This is a genomic window from Tissierella sp. QWL-11 (genome assembly GCF_058683765.1).
Window position 1 is genome coordinate 749,324 of sequence record NZ_CM178750.1, and the last position, 16,508, is coordinate 765,831.

General features: G+C 29.0%; 14 protein-coding genes and 1 riboswitch. Of the genes, 13 read left to right on the forward strand and 1 reads right to left on the reverse strand.

The annotated features are described in order from the left end of the window. The first annotated feature begins 72 nt into the window (after positions 1-72). The 10 genes from AC4PG3_RS03650 (at position 73) to AC4PG3_RS03695 (ending at position 11,358) form a co-directional block, all read left to right on the forward strand. Positions 73-1,812: an AIPR family protein gene (locus tag AC4PG3_RS03650; protein WP_492197715.1), complete on the forward strand. Its 1,740-nt coding sequence runs from the start codon at positions 73-75 to the stop codon at positions 1,810-1,812. Between the two features lie 722 nt (positions 1,813-2,534). Beyond that, positions 2,535-3,809 (forward strand): RNA-binding domain-containing protein, encoded by a 1,275-nt coding sequence (locus tag AC4PG3_RS03655; protein ID WP_492197716.1) that lies wholly within the window; start codon positions 2,535-2,537, stop codon positions 3,807-3,809. 310 nt (positions 3,810-4,119) lie between these two features. Beyond that, complete coding sequence (locus AC4PG3_RS03660) at positions 4,120-4,701, forward strand: DUF2806 domain-containing protein (RefSeq protein WP_492197717.1); 582 nt, start codon at positions 4,120-4,122, stop codon at positions 4,699-4,701. Continuing rightward, complete coding sequence (locus AC4PG3_RS03665) at positions 4,694-5,026, forward strand: hypothetical protein (RefSeq protein ID WP_492197718.1); 333 nt, start codon at positions 4,694-4,696, stop codon at positions 5,024-5,026. The genes AC4PG3_RS03660 and AC4PG3_RS03665 overlap by 8 nt, the downstream gene beginning before the upstream one ends. A gap of 276 nt (positions 5,027-5,302) precedes the next feature. Then, positions 5,303-5,424, forward strand: a riboswitch (adenosylcobalamin (AdoCbl) riboswitch). A 42-nt stretch (positions 5,425-5,466) separates the two neighbouring features. Further along, positions 5,467-7,047 (forward strand): ABC transporter substrate-binding protein, encoded by a 1,581-nt coding sequence (locus AC4PG3_RS03670; RefSeq protein ID WP_492197719.1) that lies wholly within the window; start codon positions 5,467-5,469, stop codon positions 7,045-7,047. A gap of 1 nt (position 7,048) precedes the next feature. Next, a complete protein-coding gene (locus tag AC4PG3_RS03675; RefSeq protein WP_492197720.1) occupies positions 7,049-8,002 on the forward strand; it encodes an ABC transporter permease in 954 nt (317 codons plus the stop codon). Next, positions 7,989-8,810: an ABC transporter permease gene (locus tag AC4PG3_RS03680; protein WP_492197721.1), complete on the forward strand. Its 822-nt coding sequence runs from the start codon at positions 7,989-7,991 to the stop codon at positions 8,808-8,810. Before AC4PG3_RS03675 ends, AC4PG3_RS03680 begins: the two co-directional genes overlap by 14 nt. Then, on the forward strand, positions 8,807-9,745 hold the full coding sequence (locus AC4PG3_RS03685; RefSeq protein WP_492197722.1) for an ABC transporter ATP-binding protein: 939 nt from the start codon (positions 8,807-8,809) through the stop codon (positions 9,743-9,745). The genes AC4PG3_RS03680 and AC4PG3_RS03685 overlap by 4 nt, the downstream gene beginning before the upstream one ends. Beyond that, the gene (locus AC4PG3_RS03690) at positions 9,738-10,415 is read left to right on the forward strand and encodes an ABC transporter ATP-binding protein (protein ID WP_492197723.1); all 678 of its coding nucleotides are present in this window, start codon (positions 9,738-9,740) and stop codon (positions 10,413-10,415) included. Before AC4PG3_RS03685 ends, AC4PG3_RS03690 begins: the two co-directional genes overlap by 8 nt. 106 nt (positions 10,416-10,521) lie before the next feature. Further along, a complete protein-coding gene (locus AC4PG3_RS03695) occupies positions 10,522-11,358 on the forward strand; it encodes a class I SAM-dependent methyltransferase (RefSeq protein ID WP_492197724.1) in 837 nt (278 codons plus the stop codon). 342 nt (positions 11,359-11,700) lie between these two features. Here AC4PG3_RS03695 and AC4PG3_RS03700 read toward each other — a convergent pair whose 3' ends face one another. Continuing rightward, positions 11,701-12,267 carry a DUF2179 domain-containing protein gene (locus AC4PG3_RS03700; protein WP_492197725.1) on the reverse strand — a complete coding sequence of 189 codons (567 nt, stop codon included), beginning with the start codon at positions 12,265-12,267 and terminating at the stop codon, positions 11,701-11,703. A 423-nt stretch (positions 12,268-12,690) separates the two neighbouring features. On the opposite strand from AC4PG3_RS03700, the gene AC4PG3_RS03705 reads away from it, so the two are divergent. From AC4PG3_RS03705 to AC4PG3_RS03715, 3 genes are read left to right on the forward strand one after another with little or no spacing between them, the layout of a single operon-like run. Next, on the forward strand, positions 12,691-13,176 hold the full coding sequence (locus AC4PG3_RS03705; protein ID WP_492197726.1) for an NADH-quinone oxidoreductase subunit NuoE family protein: 486 nt from the start codon (positions 12,691-12,693) through the stop codon (positions 13,174-13,176). After that, entirely contained in the window at positions 13,169-14,749 is a 1,581-nt protein-coding gene (locus AC4PG3_RS03710; RefSeq protein WP_492197727.1) for a complex I 51 kDa subunit family protein, read from the forward strand. Before AC4PG3_RS03705 ends, AC4PG3_RS03710 begins: the two co-directional genes overlap by 8 nt. A gap of 9 nt (positions 14,750-14,758) precedes the next feature. Beyond that, a complete protein-coding gene (locus AC4PG3_RS03715) occupies positions 14,759-16,492 on the forward strand; it encodes an NADH-dependent [FeFe] hydrogenase, group A6 (RefSeq protein ID WP_492197728.1) in 1,734 nt (577 codons plus the stop codon). The last annotated feature ends 16 nt before the right edge of the window (positions 16,493-16,508 follow it).

Genomic DNA, 16,508 nt, shown 5'->3' on the forward strand with positions numbered 1-16,508 from the left:
CCAAAAAAGTAGGATAATGAATTATTTATTATATGCTAAATTATTATCTAATGAGATAGCAAGGAGGAAATAATGGGAAAAACAAATAGTAATAAAATAGAAGGTACAAAGATAATACTAAATGCCGTTAAAAAGAGTATGGAAGATATATATAATAATAGTTTTGATGAATTAGTATTTGATGTATTTTTTGATGAAATAAGTGCTAATTTTGATATAAGCAGGATATGTACAGATGCTTATGGTGACGGAGGTGTAGATTATTTATTTTTCACTGCTAATAAAAAAATATTATTAACGGAAGAAGATATATTAGATATTGAAGATAAAGATATAATAGATATTCATTTTTTACAGATGAAAGAAAGTGGTAAAATAGATTCTAACGTTCCTAATAAACTCATAGAATTGAGTGAAAATTTCTTTAATGGTAAGAACATTTCTCATTATAATCAAGAGGTAAAGGATAATATTGATTTATTTAATAAGATAAGTGATAAGATTCTACCGAAAGGAAAATTTAAACTTAATTTTTATTACTTTGGATTTTTTGATAAATATCAACTTAAAGATGCTAGTGATTTATGGAGCAGGTTTGACACGTTAAGAGAAAAAACTCAAGATCTGGATTATATATCTAAAACAAACATTTCAATAAAAAGCATTTCAGATATTTATAATGAATTATCTAAAGGCCGTGAATTTGAATATAACTTTAAAAAGATTGAAAAGTATGTTGCGGAAGTTAATGAAAATACAGATGAAACAGAGGCAGTTATTGCATTGATACCAATAAGACAATATTATGACTTTATAACATCAGAAAATGATGATATAAATACAAAACTTTTTGAATCGAACATTAGGGATTACAAAGGAAAGTCAAGCGTAAATAAGGATATTCTTAAAACACTTTCAGAAAATAATTATTCGATGCAATTCTGGTGGTTAAATAATGGCATAACTATTATTGCTGAAGATATAAAAGAATCTACATCTGCAAAAAAAATATTGATCACTAATCCACAGATTGTTAATGGATTGCAAACATCATACTCTATTTTTAATTTTTTCAATGAAAACAAAGAAAGATTAGATAATGAAGCAAGAGATATATTTATAAAAATAATAAAGATAGATCCTGAGCTTGAAGGTAAAGAATTAGATATAACTATAGCAACAAACAGGCAAAATGAAATAAGAGATAAGGATATAAGGGCTAATGATGAAGTGCAAAAAAATATAGAACTATTTTTCAAAGAAAATAATAAATATTATCAAAGAAAGGATAAGTATTATACAAACAGAAAATATCCTAAAAAAGACATAATAACTTTATTTGATTTGGCAAAATATGTTTACACAATTTATTATAAAGATCCAGCTTATACAAGAAATAATCCAGGGAAATTATTAAAGGATGATAAATATGATAAAATCTTTGATGTAGAAAACAATAACCAAGACTATAATAGATACTTGGTAGCCTATCAAATATATGAAAGAGTCATTTCATTAAATAAAGGTAAAATAAATATAATGGATAATAGTTTTGAAAAAGCTAACTTTATACACCACCTAGTATATGTAACTATATCATTGCTTAATAAAGATAGATATTATAATTTTAAATCTATAAAAAGTATAGAAATAAAAGATATAAATGAAAAATTAGTGAGTGAGGCATATGATATTATAATAAAGGCTATTAATGAAAACGAAATTTTGCCGAGCCAAGTTCTAAAAACCATTAAAGAACAAAAATTTAATGTGTTCATAAACAATAAATTAGATGAAGTTATAAATGGATGATACAATAAAAAGAATATCTTTATAATATAAGCTTCAAGATATTGAATTAATTCCAAGCAATCCTTTTAATAGTAGATAAAATTGAAGATAATAAAGAGTTTTTAAAAGATTTACTTATGGAAATATTTAATATGAGATATAGTTCTGTATCGTGAAACATAGATATACAATTTTACGCATTGATAAATTGCTGTATAGGATCAAGCAATGTTTTTATAACTATATGACTTAATATAAAATAGTAAAATTTTTCACCGGAACTGGGACTGGAACGGGTAAAGTTAAGTATAAATACATCTAAATTAGACGGATAGAACACAAATGAACTGATAGACAATGGCTAAATTGAAAGTTTTTGCATATAGCTGACTATATAAAATGAAGAGTGGGAGTAATTTCAAAAGTTATTCTCAGTTATTCTGAGTATTACCTATTATTCTAGAAGAGGGTGATTATTCCTCTTCTTTATATTATCTATATTTAGATTATATAATAGTGCTATTTTGGTACTATAGTAATTTTGATTCCAAAAAGATTTTAATTGCCTTGAATTCGAGTCAATTAAAATCTTTTTCTTTAAGCAGATATATCGATTCAATCGTTATGCAACGATAAATACATATTTAGATTTATTTGTAACGATAACTGCAACGATAGTATTATCGTTGCAAACCTATGGAAATGATGTTAGAATATATATAAAGATAAAAAGAGGTGAAATTATGTTTGAAAGAGAAAAATATGATTTAGAATTTAAAGAAAAAATATCAAAAACCTTTTTAAAAACGGTTAGTGCATTTGCTAACTATAATAATGGCAAGATAATATTTGGAATTAGTGATTATGGAGATGTAATAGGATTAGATGTTACAGATGAGGAATGTTTAAAAATAGAAAATATGATAAATGATTCTTTGGATCCTGTACCTGATTATAAATTAGAAATAAAAGACTGGGAAGGAAAGAATATTATAATCTTAAAAATATATAAAGGAAAATATACACCGTATTATTATAAAAGTAAAGCTTATAAAAGATCAAACACTTCAACTTTAGAAGTAGATAGATTAGAGTTAAATAGGCTAGTAATGGAAGGAATAAATATAGATTACGAAGAAAATAAAGCATCAAATCAAAATTTGAATTTTAAAGTATTAGAAACAAAACTTAAAAATATAGTTGGAATAGACAAACTAAGTTTAGATATATTAAAAACTTTGAACTTATATAATAAAGACGGATATTATAATATCGCTGGTGAATTGTTAGCTGATAAAAATTATATTGAGTTTTCAGGTATTGATATAGTTAGATTTGGAAAAGATATCAATCAGATTTTATATAGGGAGACTTTAAATAACAAATCACTATTATTACAATATGATGAGACGATAGAAATATTTGAAAGATATTATCAATATGAACAAATTGAAGGATATAAACGTATAAGAAAAGAATTAATACCTAGAGAAGCTTTTAGAGAATCCTTAGCTAATGCAATAGTGCATAGAGTTTGGGATATCAAAGCTCATATACAGATTTCTATGCATAAAGATAGAATAGAAATAAATTCACCAGGAGGGTTACCAATTGGAATATCAAAAGAAGAATATTTAAATGGAAATATATCTATATTAAGAAATCCTATTATAGCAGGAGTATTTTATAGATTGAATTTCATAGAACAATTTGGAACTGGAGTAATGAGAATAATAGAGGAATATAGGCAAAGTATTTCTAAGCCGAAATTTGAAATTAGTGAAAATAATATAAAAATAATTTTACCAGTTATAGAAATAGATGAGTCTAATTTATCAGAAGATGAAATTTTAATTTATAATATATTAAAGGATGAGATAGAGTTATCTAGAGGAGAATTAGATGACAAATCTGGATTCAACAAGTCAAGAACACTTAGAGTTATTAATAACCTTACAGATAAAAACTTAATTAGAAAATTAGGAAGGGGACCAGGGACAACTTATACTTTGAACTAGCATAATTATTTGCTATTAATAAGTTGAACTACTCCAAAATTTCGATGAGTTCAATTTATAAAAAATTAATATTGATGTTTTGATTTGTATCAATAGAGTTTTAACCTAAGGATTAAGCTTTATCATGATATAATATATATGAATATTTAAGAGATAAATACATTAAAATGAAAAAATATAAGTCATATTAATTATAACTATATTGGATAAGGAGGATGTAAATGTCTGGAGTAAGAGGTGTAGAAATATCTGACCTATTATGGGGTTATCGGGTCCATTATGTAAATTGATAGAAAGTGTCTCTAGGGGAGTGGGGAAAATATATGAACCTACAAATATAAAAAGGATAGCAAAAGCTAAATCTGAAGAATTAAAAATGATTAGCGGTGCAGTTAATGAGAATATTGATCTTCCCATCAGTTATAAAGATGGTGAAATTGAAATTGATTCTTCTAATGTTGAAGAATTACTTAAGAGAACAGGAGAAAGATTCATTTTTCAAGAAATACAAAAACAACAAAATATAGAAACTGTAATAGGATATGCTTATTCTGAACTTGAAGAAGAGGAAGAAGTTTCAGAAGAGAGTGTTGATACAGATTGGATTTTAAGATTTATGAATTCTATAGAAGATATTAGTAATCAAGAAATGCAAGAATTATGGGGAAAAATACTAGCTGGAGAAGTTAGACAACCTACAACATATAGCCTTAGAACATTAGAAGCATTACGTAATATTTCTGCTGATGAGGCTAAAAGATTTGAAAGATTATGTGAATTTATTGTTACAATAAATAATGATATTTGCATTTATAACAACAATAAAATACTTAATAAATATAATATAACATTTATTAAGTATTTTATTATTAGAAGAATGTGGGTTGGTTAAATCAAATGGACTATCATTAAAAACAAAAGTAAATAGTGATATAGATTGTAAAATATATAATTCCGAAGTTTTAGGTATAATTAAGGGGAAAAACAAAGAATATAAAGATATTGATTTTGGTATTTATATGTTGTCTGAGACAGGAAATCAATTATATAAAACATTGAATATAAAAGCAAATGAGAATTATGTTATTGATATAATTAAATTAATTGATGAAACTCTGTCTAGAGAGGACTATATTATTAGTGCTCATAAAATTATTAGTATTGATTCAAAAGAAGGTATTAATTATTATGTGGAAAATATTTTAGAAAAATTTTAACTATCCTATATCCTACTACATAGGGTAAATCACAGGTTACATTCTATAGTACTAAAACAATACTAAAAACTTCTAAACACCAAATAGACACAGATAAATCAAATAATACAAATACTACAACCATTGAAAAATACAAATCTAGAATGAAAATATTCCTATAATCATTGAGTTTTAGATATAGGACTAGCAGGAGATATCATTCTGATGATAACTATCTTTGTTTTTAAATATGTTGCTCTTTATATCAATTCATTATATAATGGATTGAGAAAAATAAATAGACTAAAAAGGGGAAGTAAGGTGAAAATCCTTCACAGTGACGCTACAGTGATGTCGTAAGACTAAGTCTGAGTACCTATATATAACCAAACTCTTCCGATCCAGAGGAGTTGGTTTTATATTGTTTATTTATAATTCAAATACTATAATGGAGGAATTATATGCTAAACAATTTAAACAAGAGAGGTTTAAGAATTTTCTTAGTTTTTTCATTAATATTTTCTTTGGCATTGGTAGGATGCCAGAGTAATAATGAAGACATACAAGAAACTAACAGCGAAGAAGCAGTAGAGAAAGACGAGACAATTGTCTTAGGAGGTAAAAGACATTTAGCACCAGGAGAAGAGGATGGATATTATTGTAGTTCTATTTTATATGTTTGGGAACCACTTATAAGACAAGGAAAAAATGGAGAACCTGTACCATCTTTAGCGGAAGAATGGAAAATGTCAGATGATGGAAAGGAATGGACATTTAAACTAAGGGAAGGCGTAAAGTTTCATGATGGACAAGACTTTAATGCAGATGCTGTTATAGCTAACTTTGATAGAATGAGTATAGGAGTAAAGCCTTCTTCTTACTATCCACTAGATATAGACTCACACTATCCTGGATTAGTTTCTTATGAGAAAACTGGAGACTATGAGTTTAAGTTAGTCTTTGAAGAACCTAAACCAACACAACTATATAGAATGGTTAATTTTGGAAGTCCGATATATAGTCCAGAAAACTTTGATGAAGAAGGAAATTTCAATGGAATTGCAATTGGGACAGGCCCTTTTAAAATCACTGAAAACAAGAAAGACGACTTTGTAATGCTAGAAAGAAATGAAGAATATTGGGGAGAAAAGGCAAGAGCAAAATCCTTAAAAATAAGATCGATTCCAGATGTAGATACTAGGTATTCTGCTTTAAAAGCAGGAGAGATTCATGGAACATTGGACTTAGATTCATTAACACCTGCTTTAGCTGAAGAACTAAAGAAGGATGATAAATTTTCAGTAGTTACTACTGGCTCTACCATGATAAGATTTTTGGTTATTAATGGTGAAAAAGAACCATTTAATGATCTTAGATTAAAAGAAGCCATAAGCTTGGCTTTAAATCGTCAAGAGATAGTAGATGTAGTTTACTTTGGCTATGGATCTCCGACGACTAATATATTAAATTATTCAACTCCTTTTTATAAAGACTTTTCAGTTGAAGAGGATATGGAAAAAGCTAAAAAATTAGCAAAGGAAGTTCTTGGAGAAGAAAGACTAGAGACAGTTTATTATATAAATGGGAATGCTCCAACGCAAAAGACTGAAGCAGAATTAATAGCACCTTGGTTAGCCGAGATAGGTATAGATGTTAAGATACAGCCTATGGAATATTCAGTTATACGAGAAAAGTTAAAAGAAGGAGATTTTGGATTTGCAAGACTACAACAAGGTCTTTCAAATGGAGAACCATCTACAATATTTAGAAGATTTATGCTAGTTTCAGGTGATCATAATGGGAATTATAGCTTAGGCTATAACAATGAAGAAGTAAATAGTTTGATGACAAGAGCAGATCAAGAGTTAGATGTTGATAAATTAGAAGAAATATATAATGAGGTTCAAGAACTATCTACAACAACTTATCCAATATTCCCTTTATTTAATGATACTAATATTATGGGACATACAAATAAATTGACAAATTATAAAGCAGAAATGTATGGTTTAGAATTGCCTGAAATAGAATGGGCTAAGTAATATGAAAAAATATATTATGGAAAGAATTAAATCTCTTTTTATAGTATTAGCTGGAATAACAATAATTGCTTTTCTTCTGGGTTTAATAAGCCCAGGAGATCCAGCTGAATTATCATTGAGTAGAAGTGGAAACTTTAGCCCTACACCAAAGCAAATAGAAGAAAGGCGAGAAGACCTGGGATTAAATAAACCAGTGCATCTTCAATATCTTGATTGGGTAAAAGGTGTAATTAAAGGTGATTTAGGAAAGTCATATTCTAATAACGAATCCGTATCAGAAATGATTAAAAGAAAATTACCTGTGACTTTTAAGTTAGCTACATATTCCATAGCTATAACAAGTTTGTTAGGCATAAGCCTAGGTATTATATCGGCTATATATAAAGATACTGCTATAGATAGTTTAATTAAATTTATGACTAATATTATGCTAAGCCTTCCTTCGTTTTGGCTAGGGCTTTTATTTATTTTGATTTTTTCTGAGATTCTGAGATTATTACCTACTTCTGGAAATGGTGGATGGAGATATATGATTATGCCAGCATTTTCTTTATCTCTTGTTACTATTGCAACTACTATTAGAGTTATGAGATCTTCAATGATACAAGAAATGGGGAAACAGTATTATTTAGCTCATAAAGCTAAGGGTATCTCTAAATATAGTTTATATATTAGAAATATACTACCAAATTCTATATTGCCAGTATCAACCCTATTGGCTAATTTTATGGGGTCTATACTAGGAGGGTCCGCAGTTATAGAAACTATTTTTGCATTACCGGGATTAGGTAGTTATGCAATAGAATCTATTTATCTTAAAGATTTCCCATATTTACAATCTTATGTTTTAATTACTGGATTTATTTTCGTGCTAGTGACAACTATGATAGACATAATATCTATAATTATAAATCCTAAGATTAGGATAGGAGATGTTAAATATGAAAAACAATAAAAAGATAGCAGGTATAATAGCAGTATCTATTTTAATGATAATAGTCTTAAGCTCTATATTTGCTAATGAAATAGCACCTTATGATCCAAATTATCAAGATTCTGCTAGAAGGCTCGAAACTTCTAGTGCAGAACATAAGCTAGGAACAGATGCATTAGGTAGAGATTTATTAAGTAGGATAATTCATGGAGCAAAAACATCAATACTAATAGCTTTAATAGCTACAATAGTTTCAATGTCTATAGGGGCTTTAATTGGAACTATAGCAGGATATTATGGTGGAAGAATTGATTACTTATTAACTTCTATAACTAATATATTTCAAGCATTACCACAAATGTGTTTTATTATAGCTATTGCGGGAGTTTTGGGTCCTAATATTAAAAACTTAATATTGGCACTTAGTATAAGCTCTTGGGCAGGATTTTCTAGAATAATCAGAACTGAAATATTAAAAATAAAAAAAGAGCCATATATCGAAGCTATGATTTGTTTAGGGAGTAATGATACATCTATTATTTTTAAACATATAATGCCCAATATATTTCCTAATATTGTAATTTTATTTGTAATAAGAACAGGAAGAGCTATATTAGCAATAGCATCTTTGAGCTTTTTGGGATTGGGAGTACAGCCACCCTCTCCAGACTGGAGTGTAATGATAAATGATGCTAGGCTGTATTATAGAACTTATCCTCATTTGATAATAGTGCCGGGATTTTTTATTTTTCTTACATTGATGTCTATAAATATGATTGGAGATTTTTTGAGAGATATTTTTGATGTGAGGAGTGAAGAAATAATATGAATCTAAATTCTGATATAGGATTAGAAAATTTCCAGGTAGAATTTAATACAAGAGGACAAAAGGTTAAAGCATTAAGAAGCACAGATATAACAATAAAAAAAAATAAAGTTACTGGAATTGTAGGCGAAACAGGATGTGGTAAAAGTGTTTTAGCCTTAGGCATATTGGGGTTATTACCTAAATATGCTGTTATAGATGGAAATATTTATTATGATAACTTAAATCTTCAAAAAATAAATAAAAAAGAAAGAGCTAAATACTTAGGTAATGTTTTTGGATATATTCCACAAAATCCAGGTGAGTCTTTAAATCCTATAAGAAAAGTAAAACAACAAATTAAAGAATCATTAAGACTAATTTATAATAAAAAGAATGATATTTACAATAAATCTAGAGAGTTAATTGGGATGTTTGGATTTGAAGACGTTGAAAGAGTTTTAAATTCATATCCATTTCAATTAAGTGGTGGGATGCAACAGAGAGTTTTGACTGCAATATCTATAGCTAGTAATCCTGACTGGATAATAGCTGACGAACCTACAAAAGGGTTAGATAAAAAGGTTCAAAAAGATGTTATTAAAGTGTTTAATCAGATAAAAAATCAAGGGATAGAATCTATGCTTATTATAACTCATGATATAATTTTAGTTAAAGATTTTTGTGACGAACTTATAGTTATGTATAGTGGTGAAGTAATTGAAATTGGAGAAAATATTATAGAAAAGCCTATGCATCCATATACTATTGATTTTTTAAAATCTTTACCTGAAAATGGTATGAAGCCTATTTTAGGAAAAGCCTTATCACCAACAGAAGATATAGCAGGTTGTAGATTTTTCAATAGATGTAAATATGCTACAGAAAGATGTAAATTAGAAAAACCTAATTTATACAATATATCAGGTAGAAAGGTTAGGTGCTTTCTCTATGATTAAATTAATAAATATTAGTAAGAAGTATTGTAGTGGAGTCAATTCTAGTGAAAATTTAGTATTAGATGAAGTGAACTTTACACTTGGAGAAAACGAAATCTTAGCTTTAATGGGACCGAGTGGATGTGGTAAAACTACTATTGCTAGATTGATATTGGGTTTAGAAAAACCTGATAAAGGTTCTATCTTTTATAAAGAGGTAGATTTATCAAAATTGAATAAAAAAGAACTTAAGCTATATAGAAAGAAAATACAGTTTATATCACAGAATCCAGGTTCTTTCTTTGATCCATCTATAAAGTTGGGTAAAAGTATAATTGAACCACTAAATAATTTTAAAATCTCTGTAAAAAGTAAAGAGGGTAAAATAGACGAATTACTAGATGATTTAAAGCTAGATAGTAAAATTTTGACAAGGTATCCACATCAAGTTAGTGGAGGAGAAATCCAAAGATTATCTATTTTAAGAGGATTACTACTTGAACCAAGGGTACTTATTTTAGATGAAGTTACCTCAATATTAGATATATCTGTTCAAGCTCAGATCCTATCTCTTCTAAAAGAGATAAAGAGAAAGAATTATATGTCATATCTCTTTATTTCTCATGATGAAGAAGTAGTGAATTTATTCGCTGATAGAATGATAAGATTAGATAAAGGGAAAATCATATAAAACATATAAAACATATAAAACATATAAATTAAAAACTACTATTAATAAATCATTTGATTTTGGGTTTAGATATGGTTTTCAATATTTTATTAATAGGGGGAAAAGGATGAATTATAGTTTATTTATAAAACAATTAAAAAATGATACCAATAAAATGTGGATGGAAACTTTAGTTTCTAAAGATGAGTTTAGTACTAAAAGGGCATGTGATGATGATGTAGAAAAAGAATTTTGGAAACATTACAGTCAAGAGTATGATAATAAACCATCATTATATCAGTATTGCCCTGAAACCCTTGATAAGATAATTAGTATTATAGGTGAAAATAAGAATGTGTTGGAATTTGGAGCAGGTACTGGTCAATTTACAATACCCATGGCTAAGAAACAAAAGGGTATTATAGCTGTTGATTTTTCTCCTGATATGTTAAATAAACTTGGAGATAAAATTGGAGAAATAAATAATATAAAACTTGTACAAGATAAAATCGAAAATATTAGCTTATATGAAGTAGACGTAATATATGGGGTTAACTGTATATATAGGATACAAGATATGAAGCAGGCTATTAATAATATGCTAGAGATAGCAAGTGAGAAAGTTTTATTTGTTTGGACTATGCAAAGAAGTAAATATGATAGTATTATTAACAGTACAGGGAAAAAGGGTATTTTAAGGAAACAAGAATATATTCATATTGTTAATCTTCTTTACGATATGGGAATAGATTGTAATCTTGAAATAATGAAAGTAAATAAAAATATATTAATTGAAGATATCCAAGATAATTACAAGGAATTATTGGAAATTAGTAAGAAATATAATCTTGACTATAATTACTTGAAAAATAAATTTGAAAAAAGAGTATTTAGTGATGGAGAAATATATTATAAATGTGAATTAAAAGTTGCATATATTTATTTTGAAACAAGAGAGGAATAAAAATCTGTAGTACTAAAACAGTACTAAAAACTTCTAAACACTAAATAAACACAGATAAATCAAATAATACAAATACTACAACCATTGAAAAATACACTCTAAAGTAAAGATATTTTTATAATCTTTGAGTGGGAGTAATTCCTCATTGCATCAAGCTTTTAGCGTAGATGGAATGAATAGAATTACCCCTGTCAGGGTTGGCAAGGTTTGTAGCGACTGTAAAGAGCTAGAAGTCCGCAACCTACGGCTGGAGTAAGATGACAAAAGTCTTGAACCTCTTTGAAATAAAGGGTTCAAGACTTTTATATTTTCGGTTAACTTTTATTATAATTGATTAACATACTATTTCTTCTCAGTTTGATTGCTTTTTTTCATAGATGGTAGTTTCAATTTTTTAGCCTTTTTCATTGAACTAACTAAGAATCCACCTTTAAATCTTCTTGGCTCATAAGAAACAATAAATGCAGTTGGTTCATACTCGGTAATCAAATCTAAAAGTTCTTCTTCCCTATTTCGCTTTGTAAGGATGTCTAAACTATATCTTTTGCTGTCTCTGCCTTCTCCTTCAAAAACTGTAACTCCAAATCCTTCATTTCTTAGATGGTTAATTAAATCTATATTTTTATTCATAAGATTTACTGTAAAACTGTTATATCCAATTGCAAGTTTATTTTCAACAGCTCCACCTACAAGTATACCTAGTCCAAATCCAAGAGCATATACTAACATTGCAAGTGGTCCTTGTTCCCCACTAAATACAAGAGACAATCCAAATACATATATAAGTGCTTCTACAAATCCAAGAATTGCTGCTATTGTAGTCATGTTTTTAACTAAAAATATGGTCCTAAGAGTTAAGATTGGAACATATACTAATTGTAATACTAGAATTAAAAGTATATCTATCATAAAAGCTCCTTCCTTAGTTTAATGTATAACATAATTATAAACTAATACAAATAATTTTCCAAATTGAAGACTATTTTTCTTTAATGTGCAGTAAATAAAAAAGAAAATATAGAAAAATTTTAGGAGGATGTATTAACTAGGTTCTGGAGTTAGAAATATTTATAAATATAGTAAAATAAAAATGAACCAAAAGTTTACAATATATTAAATCATCAAGTAGAATTATCCAGATGAAAATTTAGATAAGGTAATATACAACATATTAACAGAAAAATAAATTTAGTCAAAACATACAAAATACATTTTTAATACAGAATATTCTAAAAACATCTTTCGTTTTTACTAAATATTTGCTATGATATGTTAAAAAGGCAGGAATATTAGAGATATTATATGAATATGTTTTTATATGGAGGGGAAAAAATGATAACCCAAGAAAAAGAGAAGTATGAAGTTGTAAACCAGTTTTTAAATGGTGTTGAAAGCGAATCAGATCTTATTGAGGTATTGCATAAAACTCAAGACTTATTTGGATATATTCCTAAACCAGTAGTTACTAAAATTGCCGAGACATTGGACATTCCAGGATCTACTATTTATGGGGTAATCACATTTTATTCAAGATTTAGTTTAATTCCAAAGGGCAAATATTCTATAAGTGTTTGCATGGGTACTGCTTGCTATGTAAAAGGAGCGAATGATATTTTAGATGCTTTTTCTAAAGAATTAGGAATTGGAGTAGGAGAAACTACAGATGACCAATTGTTTTCAATTGTGGAAACCAGATGTGTAGGACAATGTGCTTTGGCACCTGTAGTAAATATTAATGAAGATGTATATCCGTTTTTTAAGATTGAAGATGTTAAGACTATAATAAATGAATTGAGAGCAGGTGATAAGAATGAGTAATAATTCCATGCTAGAAAAAATAAAAGACACTGAATATCCAAAACTGTTGGACAGGCTATCTAAGGATAGTAAGTATATAGTTGAAAATAACAATATTACTTTAAGTGGTGACTTCTATCAAAAACAACAAAGAATTGCACTTAAAAATTATGACATTATAAATCCTGAAAGCATAGAAGAATATATTGCACTAGGTGGCTATTTTTCTTTGCAAAAAGTTCTATTTGACTTAGATACCACTGAAGCAATTGATATTATCAAAAATTCTAATCTTCGTGGCAGAGGTGGGGCAGGATTTCCTACTGGTAGGAAGTGGGAAAGTGCAGCAGGTGTAGAGTCAGATGTAAAATATGTAATCTGTAATGCTGACGAAGGGGACCCGGGAGCGTATATGGATAGATCTATACTTGAAGGAGATCCTCATAGCGTTATTGAAGGCATGATAATAGCTGGAAAAGCTATAGGTTCAAACTATGGATATTTATATGTTAGAGCGGAATATCCAAAAGCGGTCGTAATGCTTAAAAAAGCTATAGAACAAGCTAAAGAATATAATTTACTTGGAGAAAATATACTTGGAAGTGGCTTTGATTTTGATTTAAAAATTAGACTTGGAGCTGGAGCTTTTGTATGTGGTGAAGGTACTGCTTTAATTCAATCTGTGGAAGGGAAAAGAGGAATGCCACAGGCAAAAGTATATAGAACTTATGAAAAAGGATTATTTGGAAAGCCAACTATAATAAATAATGTTGAGACCTTTGCAAATATAGCCCAGATAATTACTAATGGTGCTGATTGGTTTAAATCCATTGGTACAGAAGACTCTGCAGGGACCAAAGTATTTGCATTAGTAGGTAAAGTAGTTAATGCTGGTCTTGTAGAAGTACCTATGGGAACTACTATAAATGAAATAGTTTTTGAAATAGGTGGAGGAATACCAGACGGTAAAAAAGTTAAAGCTGTGCAAACAGGAGGACCTTCTGGTGGGTGTATACCTCCAAATTTATTTGATACTAAAGTAGACTTTATCTCCCTAGAGGAAATTGGTTCCATAATGGGGTCTGGTGGTATGGTAGTAATGGATGAGGATGACTGTATGGTTGATATTGCTAAGTTTTTTATGGATTTTACTGTAGATGAATCCTGTGGAAAATGTACTCCATGTAGAATAGGGAATAAGAGGGTACTTGAGATATTGGAAAAAATCACATCAGGAAAAGGAGAAATCAATGATCTTGTTTTACTAAATGACCTTTGTACTGTAATTACAGATGCAAGCTTATGTGGCCTTGGTAAAACTGCTACTACCCCTGTTATTAGTTCTATGCATTACTTTAAGGAAGAATACGAAGAACATATACTTAAGCAGACCTGTAGAGCTTCAGTATGTAAAGATTTATTGAGATATTATGTAATGTACAATTGTATTGGATGTGGTATATGTAAAAAGAAATGTCCTGTAGATGCAATCTCAGGGTCACCAAAATCCAGACATGGAATAGATAGAGATAAGTGTATAAAATGTAATGCTTGTTTAGAAGCATGTCCTGTTAAAGCTATTATTAGAAAATAGAGGTGTCTTATGATAAATTTAAAAATTAATGGTAAAGATGTTTTAGTAGAAGAAGGTAGTACTATTCTAGAAGCTGCTAGGAAAGTAAATGTTAATATCCCCACTCTATGTCATCTCGACTTACATGGACTGGGACTAGTAAATCAAGAAGCTAATTGTAGAGTTTGTATGGTTGAAACAAAACGTGGTAAGATGGTTCCGGCATGTAATACATTAGCAAAAGAAGGTATGGAAATAAGAACTGATACTTTAAGGGTAATCAATACAAGAAAGACTATGATAGAGCTTTTATTGTCTAATCATCCAAAAGATTGCTTAGTATGTGTTAAAAATGGAAACTGTGAGCTTCAAGACTTAGCACAAATGGCTAATATAGATAGAATAAGATTTGAAGGAGAAACTATACAGTTTCCAATAGATGATAGTAGTTTGTCCATAGTAAGAGATCCAAATAAATGTATTCTATGTAAAAGATGTGAAACAGTATGTATGAATGTTCAAACAGTAGGTACTTTAACAGATATTGGAAGAGGCTTTGATACTGTTATAGGAACCCAATATAATAATCCTATGCATAGGACTAATTGTACATTTTGTGGACAATGTTTAGCAGTATGCCCTACTGGAGCACTTGCAGAAGTAAATAGTGTTGGAAAGGTATACGATGCTTTAAGAAGTAATAAAACTGTTGTAGTTCAGACTGCTCCTGCGGTTAGAGTGGCATTAGGTGAGGAGTTTGGTATGGAACCAGGTACGGTAGTAACGGGGAAAATGGTTAGTGCATTAAAGAATCTTGGATTTGATTATGTTTTCGATACAGATTTTGCTGCGGACCTTACTACTATGGAAGAAGCGGCAGAATTAGTTCATAGATTAAAAAATGGTGGAAAATTACCTATACTTACTAGCTGTTGTCCAAGTTGGGTAAAATTTATTGAGCATAATTTTGGAGATATGCTGGATATACCATCAACATGCAAATCACCTCACGAGATGTTCGGTTCAATAGTTAAAACATATTTTGCAGATAAGAATAATATCTCCCCAGAGGATATAGTAGTGGTATCAGTTATGCCTTGCGTTGCAAAAAAATATGAATCTGCAAGACCAGAACTAGGTGGAGAAGGCTATAGTGATGTAGACTATGTAATTACTACTAGGGAATTAGCATCTATGATAAAGGACTTTTCTATATCTTTTGCTGATCTACCTGATACAGAATTTGATAATCCATTAGGAGAATCATCAGGAGCTGGAGATATATTTGGTGCTTCAGGTGGAGTTTTGGAATCAGCCTTAAGAACTGCATATCACATGATAACTGGAAAGGATCTGGAAAAACTAGAATTTAATGATTTAAGAGGATTAAAAAGTATTAAAAAAGCAGAGATTGAAATAGATGGTAAGACTTTAAAGGTTGCAGTTGCAAGTGGACTTGGTAATGCAAGGGAATTGTTAAACAATGTGAGAAAAGGGATAGAGCACTATGATGTAATAGAGATAATGGCATGTCCAGGTGGATGTATAGATGGTGGTGGACAACCATTTATACATGGAGATGTTTCAATAGTAGAGAAACGTATGGAAGGTCTTCACGGTGTAGATAAAGACAAAGAATTAAGACTTTCATATAAAAATAAATCTATTAAAAAGATATATGAAGAGTTTTTAGGAGAGCCTTATGGAGAAAAAGCTCACGAACTTCTACACACTAAGTTTGTTTATAGAAAGAAACATGAATAGTACTTTATTTAATAGG

What these genes read in the sequence shown, in the direction of transcription:
- AC4PG3_RS03650 (WP_492197715.1), top strand. Translation starts at nt 73, where the DNA reads ATGGGAAAAACAAATAGTAATAAAATAGAAGGTACAAAGATAATACTA.
- AC4PG3_RS03655 (WP_492197716.1), top strand. Translation starts at nt 2,535, where the DNA reads ATGTTTGAAAGAGAAAAATATGATTTAGAATTTAAAGAAAAAATATCA.
- AC4PG3_RS03670 (WP_492197719.1), top strand. Translation starts at nt 5,467, where the DNA reads ATGCTAAACAATTTAAACAAGAGAGGTTTAAGAATTTTCTTAGTTTTT.
- AC4PG3_RS03675 (WP_492197720.1), top strand. Translation starts at nt 7,049, where the DNA reads ATGAAAAAATATATTATGGAAAGAATTAAATCTCTTTTTATAGTATTA.
- AC4PG3_RS03680 (WP_492197721.1), top strand. Translation starts at nt 7,989, where the DNA reads ATGAAAAACAATAAAAAGATAGCAGGTATAATAGCAGTATCTATTTTA.
- AC4PG3_RS03685 (WP_492197722.1), top strand. Translation starts at nt 8,807, where the DNA reads ATGAATCTAAATTCTGATATAGGATTAGAAAATTTCCAGGTAGAATTT.
- AC4PG3_RS03690 (WP_492197723.1), top strand. Translation starts at nt 9,738, where the DNA reads ATGATTAAATTAATAAATATTAGTAAGAAGTATTGTAGTGGAGTCAAT.
- AC4PG3_RS03695 (WP_492197724.1), top strand. Translation starts at nt 10,522, where the DNA reads ATGAATTATAGTTTATTTATAAAACAATTAAAAAATGATACCAATAAA.
- AC4PG3_RS03700 (WP_492197725.1), bottom strand. Translation starts at nt 12,267, where the DNA reads ATGATAGATATACTTTTAATTCTAGTATTACAATTAGTATATGTTCCA.
- AC4PG3_RS03705 (WP_492197726.1), top strand. Translation starts at nt 12,691, where the DNA reads ATGATAACCCAAGAAAAAGAGAAGTATGAAGTTGTAAACCAGTTTTTA.
- AC4PG3_RS03710 (WP_492197727.1), top strand. Translation starts at nt 13,169, where the DNA reads ATGAGTAATAATTCCATGCTAGAAAAAATAAAAGACACTGAATATCCA.
- AC4PG3_RS03715 (WP_492197728.1), top strand. Translation starts at nt 14,759, where the DNA reads ATGATAAATTTAAAAATTAATGGTAAAGATGTTTTAGTAGAAGAAGGT.